Origin of the sequence: Halorubrum vacuolatum, from assembly GCF_900188065.1 — an archaeon.
Classification (GTDB): Archaea; Halobacteriota; Halobacteria; order Halobacteriales; family Haloferacaceae; genus Halorubrum; species Halorubrum vacuolatum.
The window spans coordinates 204,951-218,778 of record NZ_FZNQ01000002.1; the positions used below are offsets into that span (position 1 = coordinate 204,951).

Annotated in this window: 14 protein-coding genes; 9 read left to right on the forward strand and 5 right to left on the reverse strand. The window is 64.3% G+C overall.

Features of this window, described 5'->3' with window-relative positions:
* Positions 1-146 precede the first annotated feature (146 nt).
* Positions 147-1,316, forward strand: coding sequence for a tubulin/FtsZ family protein (locus CHB65_RS03450; protein WP_089383665.1), 1,170 nt, complete (start codon positions 147-149; stop codon positions 1,314-1,316).
* A 15-nt stretch (positions 1,317-1,331) separates the two neighbouring features.
* Here the strand turns inward: CHB65_RS03450 and CHB65_RS03455 are convergent, their stop codons facing one another.
* Positions 1,332-2,126 (reverse strand): helix-turn-helix transcriptional regulator, encoded by a 795-nt coding sequence (locus CHB65_RS03455; RefSeq protein WP_089383666.1) that lies wholly within the window; start codon positions 2,124-2,126, stop codon positions 1,332-1,334.
* A 293-nt stretch (positions 2,127-2,419) separates the two neighbouring features.
* Between CHB65_RS03455 and CHB65_RS03460 the strand changes: the two genes are divergently transcribed.
* From CHB65_RS03460 to CHB65_RS03470, 3 genes are all read left to right on the forward strand, one after another.
* On the forward strand, positions 2,420-3,361 hold the full coding sequence (locus CHB65_RS03460; protein WP_089383809.1) for a DMT family transporter: 942 nt from the start codon (positions 2,420-2,422) through the stop codon (positions 3,359-3,361).
* Between the two features lie 196 nt (positions 3,362-3,557).
* The gene (locus tag CHB65_RS03465; RefSeq protein WP_089383667.1) at positions 3,558-4,172 is read left to right on the forward strand and encodes a sulfite oxidase-like oxidoreductase; all 615 of its coding nucleotides are present in this window, start codon (positions 3,558-3,560) and stop codon (positions 4,170-4,172) included.
* A 111-nt stretch (positions 4,173-4,283) separates the two neighbouring features.
* Complete coding sequence (locus tag CHB65_RS03470; protein ID WP_089383668.1) at positions 4,284-5,621, forward strand: isochorismate synthase; 1,338 nt, start codon at positions 4,284-4,286, stop codon at positions 5,619-5,621.
* 4 nt (positions 5,622-5,625) lie between these two features.
* Here CHB65_RS03470 and CHB65_RS03475 read toward each other — a convergent pair whose 3' ends face one another.
* Positions 5,626-6,363, reverse strand: a complete 738-nt coding sequence (locus CHB65_RS03475; RefSeq protein ID WP_089383669.1) for a proteasome assembly chaperone family protein — start codon at positions 6,361-6,363, stop codon at positions 5,626-5,628.
* A 116-nt stretch (positions 6,364-6,479) separates the two neighbouring features.
* Here CHB65_RS03475 and CHB65_RS03480 point away from each other — a divergent pair, with 116 nt between their 5' ends.
* From CHB65_RS03480 to CHB65_RS03490, 3 genes are all read left to right on the forward strand, one after another.
* On the forward strand, positions 6,480-7,403 hold the full coding sequence (locus CHB65_RS03480) for an RsmB/NOP family class I SAM-dependent RNA methyltransferase (RefSeq protein WP_089383670.1): 924 nt from the start codon (positions 6,480-6,482) through the stop codon (positions 7,401-7,403).
* Complete coding sequence (locus CHB65_RS03485) at positions 7,400-7,930, forward strand: DUF7122 family protein (RefSeq protein WP_089383671.1); 531 nt, start codon at positions 7,400-7,402, stop codon at positions 7,928-7,930. Before CHB65_RS03480 ends, CHB65_RS03485 begins: the two co-directional genes overlap by 4 nt.
* 254 nt (positions 7,931-8,184) lie before the next feature.
* Complete coding sequence (locus CHB65_RS03490; RefSeq protein WP_089383672.1) at positions 8,185-9,318, forward strand: CobW family GTP-binding protein; 1,134 nt, start codon at positions 8,185-8,187, stop codon at positions 9,316-9,318.
* 11 nt (positions 9,319-9,329) lie between these two features.
* Here CHB65_RS03490 and CHB65_RS17265 read toward each other — a convergent pair whose 3' ends face one another.
* Positions 9,330-9,482 (reverse strand): hypothetical protein, encoded by a 153-nt coding sequence (locus CHB65_RS17265; protein ID WP_179213565.1) that lies wholly within the window; start codon positions 9,480-9,482, stop codon positions 9,330-9,332.
* 536 nt (positions 9,483-10,018) lie between these two features.
* On the opposite strand from CHB65_RS17265, the gene CHB65_RS03495 reads away from it, so the two are divergent.
* On the forward strand, positions 10,019-11,272 hold the full coding sequence (locus CHB65_RS03495; RefSeq protein ID WP_089383673.1) for a LolA family protein: 1,254 nt from the start codon (positions 10,019-10,021) through the stop codon (positions 11,270-11,272).
* 54 nt (positions 11,273-11,326) lie between these two features.
* Here CHB65_RS03495 and CHB65_RS03500 read toward each other — a convergent pair whose 3' ends face one another.
* Both CHB65_RS03500 and CHB65_RS03505 read right to left on the reverse strand, forming a co-directional pair.
* The gene (locus CHB65_RS03500; RefSeq protein WP_089383674.1) at positions 11,327-12,277 is read right to left on the reverse strand and encodes a hypothetical protein; all 951 of its coding nucleotides are present in this window, start codon (positions 12,275-12,277) and stop codon (positions 11,327-11,329) included.
* Between the two features lie 86 nt (positions 12,278-12,363).
* Positions 12,364-12,825 (reverse strand): ArsR/SmtB family transcription factor, encoded by a 462-nt coding sequence (locus tag CHB65_RS03505; protein ID WP_089383675.1) that lies wholly within the window; start codon positions 12,823-12,825, stop codon positions 12,364-12,366.
* Between the two features lie 255 nt (positions 12,826-13,080).
* Here CHB65_RS03505 and CHB65_RS03510 point away from each other — a divergent pair, with 255 nt between their 5' ends.
* Complete coding sequence (locus tag CHB65_RS03510) at positions 13,081-13,809, forward strand: hypothetical protein (protein WP_143420339.1); 729 nt, start codon at positions 13,081-13,083, stop codon at positions 13,807-13,809.
* Positions 13,810-13,828 lie beyond the last annotated feature (19 nt).

Here is a 13,828-nt window from a genome sequence, read left to right on the forward strand (position 1 = left end):
CCCGCTTGGGGAGCGGCCGTACGACAGATAACATAGCTACTTTCGATGAGAAAGCTCGTCCGACGCACTTGACGATCACGGTCGAGAAGCGTTCGATTTCCAACCTTTATACCCCCAGCCTGCGTAAGCGCATGTGGTGTGTTTATATGAAACTCGTCCTGATCGGGATCGGCCAGGCCGGTGGAAAGATCGTCGACGAGTTCATCGCATACGACGCGGCGACGGGGGCGAACGTCGTACGCGGGGCGATCGCGGTGAACACGGCGAAAGCCGACCTCGAGGGGATCGACCACCTCCCGCGTGACCGGCGGATCCTGATCGGTCAGGGACGCGTGAAGGGTCACGGCGTCGGCGCCGACAATGAACTGGGTGCGGAGATCGCCGAGGAAGATATCGACGAGATCCAAGGCGCACTCGACGGCGTCCCCGTTCACGAAGTGGACGCCTTCCTCGTCGTGGCCGGGCTCGGCGGCGGGACGGGCTCCGGCGGCGCACCCGTGATCGCCCGCCATCTCAAACGGATCCACACGGAGCCAGTCTACGGACTTGGGATCCTTCCCGGGAACGACGAGGGCGGAATCTACACGCTCAACGCCGCACGGTCGTTGAAGACGTTCGTCGACGAGGTTGACAACCTGCTCGTCTTCGACAACGACGCGTGGCGACAGACCGGCGAATCGCTCAAAGGGGGATACGACGCGCTCAATGCCGAGTTGGTGAAGCGGTTCGGCGTGCTCTTCAGCGCCGGCGAAATCCGTGCGGGTGGCGATGTCGCCGAGAGCGTCGTCGATTCCTCGGAGATCATCAACACGCTCGCCGGCGGCGGCATCTCGTCGCTTGGATACGCCGAGGTCGACGTGGAGGAACCGGAACGGCAGGGGCTCCTCTCACGGTTTCGTGGCGAGGAGATTTCGCTTGACGCGACACAGACGACCAACCGGATCACAAGCCTCGTCCGGAAGGCGACGCTCGGCCGACTGACGCTCCCCTGTGATGTGAGCGGAACCGAACGGGCGCTGCTCGTCGCCGCCGGGCCGCCGGAGTACCTCAACCGGAAGGGAATAGAGCGCGGCCGGAAGTGGTTGGAGGAACAGACGGGTTCGATGGAGGTTCGCGGCGGGGACTTCCCACGACGCGGCGAGGGAACCGTCGCAGCGCTGGTCCTGCTCGGTGGCGTCACGAACGTCCCCCGGGTGAAGGAGCTTCAACAGGTCGCCGTCGAGGCACAACGAAACATCGGCGAGATCACCGAAGAGAGCGAGGACCGGTTCGCGGACCTCATGGACAGCGACGACGAACTGGAGTCGCTGTTCTGATCCGTGGGGTCGGACTCACCGTTCAAACGTCGTCGGATCGAACGATTCGGCGGACTCCCAGTAGCTCGTGAACGTCCCTTCCGCCCACTCGTGAACCGCCCGATCGGCGGTGTGTATGGATGCACGGAGGATCCCATCGTCGTCACGTACGAGCACCGTCACGGCGTCATCCGTGATCGTGACGGCGAGCGGGATATCCTCCCGACGGACCCGGATCGACGCGTCCTCGCTTTCAGCGAGCGACCGAAGCCGGTCCCACAGACGGTCATCCACCGCAAGCGCCTCGATCGCGCTCGCCGAGAGAACCGCCTCGAACGTTCCGTCGCCCGACTGTACACGATCGTGGGCCACCGACAGGCTCTGTTCGTTGAGCGTGTGTGAAAAGGCCCGAAGGCTGTCGGCGTCGGCCATCGCCTCAAGTACGTGCTGGAGCGGGGCGCTCGGGCGAGTTCGGGTCGGAACGACGACGTTCGCGTCCGCGAGTCGGCGCAGATCGAAGGACAACTGCGCCGTCGGGAGGTACGCGATCACGTCACGCAGTTTGGCCTCGGTCTCGAAGACGGTCACGAGGTCACCGATCCCGTCGGCGACCAGCACGCCGGTGGCGGTCGCGACGTAGCCGGCCCCCTCTCGGCGGACCCACGAACGCTCGGTGAAATCCTCCAGGATCCGCCCGAGGGTCGCCTGCGACGCCCCGGTGGCGGTTGCGAGATCCCTTCGCGTTTGCATTCCCTCCGCGACCAGCCGTAAGACCGCAACGCGGTTCTTCGAGCGAACGAGAAACTCGATCTCCTCAAGCGGGGCCACCATATCCGGTCCAATGCCCGATGAGATAAACCGGCTTCGGGTCGCTCCGTGGGAAATACCGTTCGCGGAAAACGGCCAATACTTCGTTATCAGCGGGTGTCGCGTGTATCGGTGAGATTTCATCCCGCGCCGACCTTTCACCTCGTGCAGATCCATCGTGACTTGCTAAAGGATCTTCGGCGTGCAATAATTCCTGAGATCCATTATACGTCTCCGAATTCTTCTTCACGATGTGACCATCGTACCGAAGATGAACGATCGTTCGTCCGCGAGCTATGTGGGGGTGTGGCGCTAACGTGTTCACCCGACGAACCGGGGCGCTGTTCGTCGTCTCCGCCCTGCTTTTCGGCGGAACGTTCGTCGCCGCGCGGATCGGGCTTGAGTACCTCCCGCCGCTGTTCTTCGTGGCCCTGCGGTTCGACCTCGGTGCGATCGTTCTCCTCACGTTCGCGGCAGCGACGCTCTCCCGGGAGGAGCTTCAGCCCCGAACCCTCGGCGACGTCGTCGGCATCCTCGCGACCGGCGTGATCGTCATCGGGCTGACGAACGCCCTGTTGTTCGTCGGCCAGCAGTACGTGACGAGCGGGGTCGCCGCGGTCGTCTTCAGCCTCAATCCGATCCTCACGCCGGTCTTTGCGGCGCTTTTGCTTTCGGAGGGACGTCTCCCGGTTCGTGGAGCTGTCGGTATGGGACTCGGACTGCTCGGTGTCGTGCTCGTCGCCGATCCCGGCTCCGTCGCGCTGCTCGGCGGCGGCCTCGGCGTGCCGTTGGTGTTCGGTGCGGCCGTCGTGAGCGCGCTCGGCGCCGTGGTGATCCGCCGTGCGGACGCAACGTTGTCGAGCACCGCCCGGACCGTGTGGGGCGTCCCACTTGCGGCCGTTCTCTCCCATGGACTGAGCTACGCCGCCGGTGAGTCGGTTATCGGGCTCTCGCTTCCGCCGGTCGCGCTCGCGGCGCTTTTATATGTCGGCGTGGGTTCCGGCGCGGTCGCGTACCTCACCTACTTCGCGCTCATCGACGAGGCGGGCGCGACGGAGGCCAATCTGATGTTCTACTTCGTGCCAGTCGTGTCCGCGATCGGCGGCTTCGTGCTCCTCGGCGAGACCCTCTCTATCGGATCGATCGTCGGTTTCGTGATCATCTTCGCCGGCTTCCTGCTCGTGAGCGGGCTTCCGGCGGCGTTCACGACGCCGTTCAAACGGAGCGTCCGTGACCGGCTCGCCCACCTAGGGATCTGATCCAGAAACGCCGACGTTCCGTCCGCGGCGAATCGGTTCCGGAACGGTCGGGCCGGCGAGGCCGGTTTCGAGACGACCGTTCAAGCGAGGTCCGACGGATCCTTGCGTGCCAGGGCCATATCACACGTCAGCGTTCCACGACTCCACGCGCGTCCGGAGCGGTACAGATAGGTGTGACGAACGGCTAGGTGGGCACATGACGGAGCATGAAACCGACGCCGTCACAGACCTCACCGACCTCTATGCAGCCTACGGGGAGGAGCGGCTGCCTCCGGGTCAACGGCAAACCGACCGCTTTCCGGTCCTCTCGAAGTCGGGGACGCCGTCGATCGATCCCGAGACGTATCGGTTCGAGGTGTGGGGGGCGGTCACCGAGGAACTCACCTACTCGCTGGCTGCGTTCCGCGACCTTCCGTCGGTGACACAACGGCAGGACTTCCACTGTGTAACCGGGTGGAGCAAGTTCGACTGTCGCTTCACGGGCGTCCCGTTTTCGGAGATCATCGACCGTGCCGGCGTCAGCGACGATGCCGCACACGTCCTCTTTCACGCCGCCGACGGCTACACGACGAACCTCCCGCTTGAGGCGTGCGATCGTGAGGGGGTACTGTTCACCTACGGGTACGACGGCGACGACCTTCCTCCCGATCACGGCGGGCCGATCCGCGTCGTCACTCCACACAAGTACGCGTATAAGGGGGCGAAATGGGTGACCGGCGTCGAGTTCCTCACCGAACCGACACTCGGCTACTGGGAACGACGTGGATACAGCGACACCGCGAACCCGTGGAACGAGGAACGATACGGCTGAGAGGTGATCCGTCGAATGCCACATGGTTATGTAAATGAGAACGACTCAGCTTGGTGCCGGGGACGACCGCGATAGGTAGCGTAAAGGCCACGCGGACCCGATCGATTTTCGATGGACCTGCCGCGCCCGACATCGTCGCCGGGGCTGATCAGCCGGAGCATCAGGATCGACCCGCCGACGTTTGGCGCGGCGTTCGAGGCCCTTCCGACGCCCCGCACGGGATGGAGCGCCCCCGACGATGCGCTGGTGCTCGGTGGCGACGCGGCCGCGACGATCACGGCGACGGGAACGGATCGATTCGCCGAGATCCGCATGGGTGCCGACGAACTCTTCGAGAGCGGCGATGTCCATGCGGGCACGGAGGCCGCGAGGCCGCGGTTATTCGGTGGGTTTGCCTTCCATGAGGGCGGATGCTCGGGCAGTCCGTGGGAACCGTTCCCGGAGGCACGGTTCGTCCTTCCGCGCGTCCAGGTCACGTTCGCCGACAACGGCACGTGGCTGACGGTGAACGACGCGTCCACCGACGCAACCGCCGCAACGGTCGAGGAGCGTCTCGATCGTGAGCGAACCGCGATCGAGGGTTCGACCGTGGTCGACGACCGGCCACCTCGGCCAGGGATACGTGAACGGCGACGAACGACGGATCGTCGCGCGTGGAAACGAAGCGTCGAAGCGGCGATCGAACGGATCCGGAACGGCGACCTCCGCAAGGTCGTATTGGCACAGGCCTTGGAGGCGGAACTCGCGGCCACGTTCCCGCGTGCGGCAACGCTCGAACGGCTCACAGCGAAGTATCCGGACTGTCACCGCTACTGGTTCGAGCCCGATGATGGCGAGGCGATGTTTTTCGGTGCGACGCCTGAACGGCTCGTCTCCCTCCGTGGACGGACCGTAGAGACCGACGCGCTGGCGGGTACGACGGGTCGAGGGGAGACCCCGGCGGAGGACGAATGGTTGGCCGAGGAGCTGTTGGCCGACTCAAAAAACGTTCACGAACACGATCTGGTCGCGGAGACGATCCGTGCGCAGTTGGAGCCGTATGCCGCCTCCATCGCCGCGGGAAGTCGGCGGGTCCGGCGGCTCGCGACGGTCCAGCATCTGCACACACCGATCACCGCCGAGCTGGACGCCGACAGACACGTGCTCGAACTCGTCGAGGCGCTTCATCCGACACCGGCCGTCGGTGGACTACCACCGGCGCAGGCGCTCGAAACCATCCACGAGACGGAGCCGTTCGATCGGGGATGGTATGCGGCACCGGTAGGCTGGATCGATGCGGCCGGAAACGGGGCGTTCGCCGTGGCGATCCGATCGGCCGTGGCGGAACCAACGCGGGCGACGCTCTTTGCCGGCGTCGGTCTCGTCGCCGACTCGGACCCGGATCAAGAATGGGACGAGATCCAACTCAAATATCGGCCGATCCTCGACGAACTGGAGGCTGACCGGTGAGCCGTCACTGATACATCTTTAACGGTTCGGCCTGTGAACTCTCCTCGTTCGCCTGTTGCATCCGCCTCGCAAATGCCTCCTTCGCCTCCTTGATCTCCTCCGCTTGGTCGGTGAGCCCCTCAATCGGCGTCTCAATGTCGGCGATCGGATCGATCCCGTCAACGATCAACGTCCGTGCCGCCTCCGGATCCGGAAACTGTGGGTCCGACTCGACGATGAGGCCCACGGCGGAAAGGTCCCGTCGCAACGCGTCCGCCAACATCGCGCCCGTCGGGCCGGAGATCAGTCCCGATTCCGGCGGTGCCTCGAGGTCGACGTCGGCAGCGCGGGGATCGGCGGGTCCCGCCGTCAGTCCGTAGAGATCGGGAGGGGAGACGTCCTTCTCTCGGGGGAGCCCCGAGAGAAAAAGCGGCAGTACCTCGGTCTCCTCATACCATCCCGCAAAACACTCGGCGAACTCCACCGCGGCTGCGGGGGTCACCGGCACGTCGCTCTGTAAGGCCATCAGTTCGGTTTCCGGATCCGCATAGAGCCGAACGGGCGTTCGGAGGGCACGGTTGTCAGCCGCATATGTCACGACAGGTGGCAGCCCCTCACAGTGGACGTTCGCGTGATGGACCATTCCATGGACGTCTACCAGGTGATCGGCCGCGATCTTTCCGACCAGACCGATCCCTGGGAACCCCTCGACGAGCACCGGTTCGTTCAACGGTACCTCCTCAACGACGGTGATTTGTGACATAAGTTGACATACCCGGGCATGGTACTTACCTCTGATCACACCTGGATCGACGGTGAGCGCTTGAACCACCGACGACCGTTCGAAACCCACTAAACGCGGCCACGGGTACGGGTGGTATGAATCCGCTTGAGCGGTATGCGCCGCTCGTCGACGACCCCGAGGCCTTTTTTACGGCCTGTGACAGATCGCTTCCGTCGGTCGTCCGTGTCAATACGGCGGTGACCACCGCGGAACGCGTGGCCGCGGCGTTCGATGAGGAGGGAGTCAGATACGAGCCCGTGGGATGGCATGACGGCCTCTTTCGGCTCCCCGACGGACACCCGGGGCGAAACTGGCCGCACTTTCACGGCTGGACGCATGGTCAGGAGGAGGTGTCCATCCTGCCCGGGCTCGCGCTCGATCCGCAGCCGGGCGACCGCGTTTGGGACGCCTGTGCGGCACCGGGAAGCAAGACGACACAGATCGCGGCCGCGATGGACGATGAGGGGACGATCGTCGCCAACGACGCCAACCTCGGCCGCCTTTCGGCACTTAGACACAACACCGAACGGCTCGGGATCACGAACGTCGTCGTCACGAACCAGGACGCGCGAAACTACTCGACGAAGCCGTTGGCGTTCGACGAGTTCGATCGGGCACTCGTCGACGCGCCGTGTTCGTGTGAGGGCACCTGTCGGAAGAACCCCGACGTGCTCGACGAGTGGACCCTCGAACACGTCGAGGCGGTCGCCGGGATCCAAAAGGGCATCCTCACGCGGGCGGTCCGGATGACGAAACCTGGTGGGACGGTCGTCTACTCGACGTGTACGTTTGCACCGGAGGAGAACGAGGCCGTTCTCGATCACGTCCTGGACCAAGTGGACTGTGAGATCGTTCCATGCGACCTCCCGGTGAAGGCGGTACCCGGCGTCACCGAGTGGGATGGGGAGACGTACGACCCGAGCGTCGAACTCGCGCGGCGGATCTATCCGCACCACAACGACACGGGTGGGTTTTTCTGTGCGAAGTTGCGGGTCGACGATGGGGAGGTGGGCACATGAGCGAGCGGACGAACCGCGGCCAGCGCTTCGATCGGCTGCCGGCAACCCCGGCGGAGCGCACGGTGGCAGGACGCGCGAGCCGGCGGGAGGTACTCGACTGGTGGGACGAACGATTCGGGATCCCACCTGTGACGTTCGAGGGGTACACGTTCTGGGAGAAGGGAGCGGGGAAGGTCTGGATCTTCAACGGCGAGGCAGCCGATCCGACCTCGGTTGAGGCCATCGGAATGACCTTCCTTCGAACTCGCCAGGAGCACTGGAAACCGACCATGCGTGCAGCACAGCGTTTTGGGCGTACCGCAACGCGGAACGTCATCGAACTCGATCCCGAGCAGGCGGCTCGATTCGCCGCTGGGGAGGATCAATCGATGCCGGGCTGGGATGGCGACTGGGGCTACCTGATCGTCACGCACAAACTCGCCGGCGAGCAGGCATCGCTCGGCGTCGGACTGTACCTCCACGGCGAGCTTCGCTCGGTCGTCCCGAAGGGGAGCCGGGAGGACCTCGCGGTCATCGATCGCGACTGAGACCAGCGGGTTTCTTCATACCCCACGATACGGGTGAGTGGCGAACAGGTGACGCCGCTTGACGCATCGATACACGACGGAGCGCCACACACCCGCGAGCCGTCGTGCCGTCGGCGGATCAGGTCATCACGGCGGAGTGGCCTCGTCATCGGGTATAAATGATCGCTCCTATCACGTGCGTTCCCCTTGTATTGCTGAGGAAACCACATAGTCGATCGATCGCTTATTACGTGTCCGGAGGCACAGCCTTGGATATGAGCGAGAACGATCGAATTCCCGTCACCGTACTGAGCGGCTATTTGGGCGCAGGGAAGACGACCATGGTAAATCATCTACTGGCCAACCCCGGCGATCGACGGATCGCCGTCATCCTCAACGATATGGGTGAGGTAAATATCGACGCCGAACTCATCGCGCGCGAGAACGACGAGGAAGGCGTCATCGACCTCTCGAACGGGTGTATCTGCTGCCGGTTACAGGACGATCTGTTGACCGAGGCGAGCGCGCTCGCGGAGGAGCGCGAGTTCGATTATCTGCTCGTGGAATCCTCGGGGATCTCGGAACCGATCCCGATCGCCCGCGCCTTTACTGAGGGAACGGAAGATTCGGAGATCGATCCCACCGAACGGTTCCGTCTCGACACGATGGTGACCGTCCTCGACTGTTTCGGGTTCTGGAAGGAGTTCGACGCGGGCGAGAGCCTGCCGGGTGGGGCGAACCCCGATCCGGAGCGACCGCTTTCCGACGTGCTCGTCGAAGGGATCGAGTTCTGTGACGTGTTGGTGTTGAATAAAACGGACATGGTTCCGGACGACGTGCTGGAGCGAATCGAGTCGGTCGCGGAACGTCTCGGACCACGGGCACGGCGGATCCGAACGAGTTTCTCCGAAGTCGATCCGGACGACGTTCTCGACACCGGCTCCTTCGATTTCGAGGCGGCGAAGCGGTCGGCCGGCTGGAAGCGCGAACTCGCCGCGAGCGAGCATGGCGATGGCGCTGGGGCGGAACATGACCACGCCCACGATCACGACCATTCGGAGGGGGCGGCTGCGGCCCACGGGATCGATTCGTTCGTCTACCGATCGGCCGATCCGCTCGACCCGGAGGCGTTTGCGGACTGGCTCGGCGAGTGGGACGGCGAGATCATCCGAGCGAAGGGCGTGGCCTACGTCGCCGGCACCGACGACGTGATCGGGATGAGCCAAGCCGGCCCGTCGGTTCGTGCCGGACCGATCGGCGAGTGGGGTCCCGATGACGACCGGAGAACCCGTCTCGTATTTATCGGACAGGGGATGGACGAGCGCCGTATCCGTGATGAGCTCGACGCGCTGACGGCGACGGGAGAGGACGTATCCGAGTCCGCGGTGGAGGGGGCGTTTCCCCTATAAACCGTCGCCGATCAGAGGCCGAGTTCGGCGCGTAGGTCATCCCAGTCCTCATGGAATCCATGTGTCGATTCGGTCTCTTGCCCGAACGCGGACTGATACACCTCATCGTATTTGAGAAGTTCCCCCCAGCCGTCGTGGAAGGCCCAATTACAGTATTGACACATGTGCAGTGAGAAGACGCCTGTCGGTGATAAGTGTTGAGACGACGGATCGAGGGGACGGTCGTCGATCCGACCGTTGAGCGATACGATAAAATATGGGTTGTAGTCTTCGGCAGGATTATTCTTATACGTCCGGTAGGATCGGCCACCGACAACGACGCTGTCGACACGTCCCGCCCCCATTGCCCGCCACGAGACGTCCCGCCCTCATTGCCCGCTTCGAGACGTCCTCCGTGGATCAGTAACGGCAGGTCGTTGTCGGGTCCCCACTGACGCACTCGTCCCACCAGGCCATCTCCATCGCTGGCCTCGGTGAACGAAGAACCGAACCAACAAACGTTCGGAACCGCTCGGATCCGTCTTCCGGCGATGCAGCGTGACTGCCCTCCGTGAGTATTGCGTGCTGTCTGGAGTGAGCGTTTGGTGATAGCTGTCGTGGCGACTGAACACGGTCGAACGCAACTGGACTGATCACGGTCGAGCGCAACTGAACAGATGGCGGCGTGCGATTCAAGTGTACACGCATCACTATTTCGAAAATGGTCCTCCAGAACACTCTGCGTTCGCTCCTCGTAGCGGTAGTCCTCGCTCTCGGCGCCGTTACTGGCGCCGTCGTGCTTGACGGTGTTCCCGGAGTTGGGTCCGAGGATCCCGATCCCGACTCGCTCGTGGAGCCCACGCTGGAGTCCGACGGCGCACCGTATGACACCCTGAACGCGTCTCGCGAGACGGCCGTGGAGACACGGGAGACACCCGGCGAGGAGTCCGAGCGCGCCGCGACCGTGGCCGAAGTCGAGAAGGATCCTCCGGACCGGCTTCGCACCGAGATACGGGCGGCCTCCGGCGTTGACGCCGCACCGGGCGACGTGACGGTCGTGGACGGCGACGTTCGGAAGCACTACTTCGCCGCCGACGAGCGGATGCTGGTCGATGACGAGAGCGACTGGACGGTGCCCTCGGGCTGGAGCGCGGAGCGAGTCGAGGAGTACGAGACGACCTACGTCGGGCCCGATGAGGTGGATGGTCGCGAGACCCACGTCGTCGAACTCGTTCCGGGTTCAGACGCGACGGGGGCGGTGTCGCTGCACGTCGGCAACCGGCAACTCGAGGCAACCGTCGGCGAGGACGCCGAGGAACTCGCCGATGCGCCCGGTCGGACGACATGGTGGGTCGACGAGGAGACTGGCGTCGTGGTCCGAGAGGTCGTGGAGCTAGCGGTCGCAGCGGACGACACGGCTGATGGCGCAGCACCCGAGGATGTCGACGGCGACTGGACCCGGCGGATCGTCACCGAGTACCGGAACCTGACGGTTGATGAACCGATCGCCGACGACCGCTTCGAGTTCGACCCGCCACCTGACACGGAGACGTATGAACCGGTCGAGTCGGTCGCCGTGGAGACGGTCGCGGAGGCGGACGCAGTCGTTCCGTTTGCCGTGCCCGAGCCTGACGTCCCGGACCGGTTCGAGTATCGGGATGCGAACGCCAACGAGTTCGAGGACGCGTACACGGCGGAGTTCTACTACCGTACCGACTCGGAGCCGGCTGAGGACGTGTGGGTCCGGATCACGGAGCGTCCGGCACTGTACGACGAGGACGACGTGCTGGAGCGGGAGGTCGGACCACACGACGGCGACCTCGCCGAAACGCACCTCGGGACGACGTACGCTTGGAGTTGCGACGGCGTCCGGCACGAGGTGAGTGTCGACCTCGCGGTGGAAGAGACGAACGTCGAAGCAGAGGACGAAAAGACGCTGGCGATCGAACTGGCGGCGACGATGCCCTGCGGGTGAGCGCGGCATGGGAGTCCATCGGAGGTCGTCAAGGGATTCGAAAACAGTGGACGATCACGGTGAGTCCTCAAGCGCGCCGCTCAGATATCCGTGTGTGAACACCGCGGCGTAGCCCGCCGAGACGACGGCGTCGAGCGCGAGTCGAACGGGGCTCGCCGTCGAGAGCCCGACTGACCGGAGCGTGACCGTCGTCTCCCACAGCGTGAGCTCGAGGACGGCGGGACGGGCCGTGGCCCCGGCCCCGGCGTCGAGCAACTGTCCGGCGAGAAACAACACGAGGAGTCCGGCAGTGAGTCCAATGGCTTTCCGGGTATGAACGGTCGTGATCCGCCACGTCGCGACGACCGCCGCGATCGGCCCGTAGCCGCCGACGAAACACGCTTCCGGCAGAAAACAGCACTTCACCAGCGTTGCGATGAGGACCGCGACGGTGGCGACGAGCAGCGCGGAGTCGACGTACGGAACCGCCCACGCTGCGCCGACGGCGGGGAGCGCGGTGTTGACCGCTTGGGACAGTCCCCTCGTGACGGCGATGACCACTGCGAAGAGCGCGGTGCCGACCACGGTCGCAGCGACCAGAAACGACGGAAGCCGGCGGAGCGTGACGGCGAGACTCGTGCGCGCACTCGAAAGCGTCGACGTGTTCTGATCACCGTCACCCTCGTTCGATGTCGACGCCCGAATCGCGGCCGTGGCGTGAACTCCTACGTACCCCCGGCCGATCACGACGCCGAGCAGCCCGACGCCCGCAGCCGCGAGTGCGGCGTCCGGGAGCACCCTGTCGGCGATCCCGACCCGCGACAGTGCGAGCTGTACGACGCCGAATCCGAGGAGTACGAGGACGGTTGAAGGATGGCGACGGAGGAAGTCGGTGCTCCAGGCGACGGCGGCGGGGCTTGACCGACGAATCACGTCGAGAGTGACGTTCTGACACCGAAGACAGCCGCAGCCGTCGACGTCGGTCCGACGCCGGACGGGTGAGTGCGTCCCCCCGTTTCCGCCCATGTGTGTGAACCCGTACGTCTACTGACTATTCGACCTTTCGACGCTGTCAGTAACCCACGACTTCAGTCGTGGGCTATTGAGACGGATCAGTGTTCCTGGACGCGCGTCGCGACGTTTGCGACGGATTCCCACGCGGCGATCAGGATCGCAGGCACGCCGATGACGCCGGCCATCCGCGCGAACGCCTTTCGCAGGGTTTGTTGATCGGCTTCGGTCCCGAGAACGACGACCTTCGGATCGCGCGTGACGGCATACACCGCCATCTCACGGCCCTTCTCGGAGTAGCAGGTGTCGACCACGGAGATCAACTCCGCCGCTTCGAGCTTTTTGAGATGGTAGCTGGTGTTCTGAATCGAGAGGTCCATCTCGGCGGCGATCTCCGAGGCGGTCGCCGTCCGCCGGTTCAGGAGCTGAAAGATATCGTAGCCGGTGTCCACCGCCAGCACCGAGATCATCTCCCGGGTTCGTCGATCATCGACGTACAGGACCGCGGGGTCATCGGTCCGTTCGACGGTCGTGTCGCTTCCCGTTGGCAGTAGCCGAGCCATGATCGAAGTATCCGTTCGCGTGGACGCCCCTCAGGGTTATAACTGCCGTGGAGGGTCAAACCGTCGTTTGAACCATTCGGGTCCGCCGAACCCGCTCTCCGATCCGCGACGGTGTACCGTACCGCGCCTCGACGGTCATCTGCGGCTTGCTTGCGTCTTCGTTCCACAGGGGAACCCCTCCGGGATCGAACCATTCACTTAAATCGATGTTTGAGCGTTCAACACCTACAATTCGGGCGGGAAGGATGGGTCGTTATGCATCGGCGACGGTTCCTCAGGTCGGTTGTCCTTTCGATGGGAGCCGCCGGCCTCGTCGGGTGCGTCGACAGGGGCGGTCGGAGCAGTGGCGAGCTTGATCGAGGGCAACACCTGGAGCCGTGTCCAGTCGACACGCTCGATGATCATGACCCGCCGAGTAACCTGGACCGCGAAACGGCGGAGCGATTCGTGCGGTCCTATGAGCCGAGCTACATCGAACACGTGCGGATCGACGTCGACCGATACGGTCGCGTCGAGGGACCCACGACCACGGTTGAAGAGACCAGAGCCGTCGATGACGGCTACGTGATCGTCGTGGACTCCCGCTGGAGGACGTCGGACCCCTCCCCGGTACGGTCGCTCGAGTTCGAGCGTGTCGATGAGACGGACGTCAAACCGGTTCCGATCGATCACGAGCGGTTAACCGAAAACGGGACACTCCGGCAGTTGGTAGAAGATAGCGTCGATGAGGGCCGGGGCGGAACCCTTTATCAAGAACACCCCGACTATCGACGGACTCGGGAGGGGATCGAGGATGCGGCCGGACGGGTTGACGGCGCGATCATCGAACACAGGGACAACCTGGTTCGCGTGTCCGAAATCGAACGGCCGGGCGTCCATGGCGACCGTGCCGAAACGGCTGCCTACTACGTCGCCCCCGGCGTCGTCTCCCGGTCGACCGAGCCGGATCCCGACCCCGAGACGGGTGATATCGTCGAGTGTTGAGCTGGGAATGGATCGGACG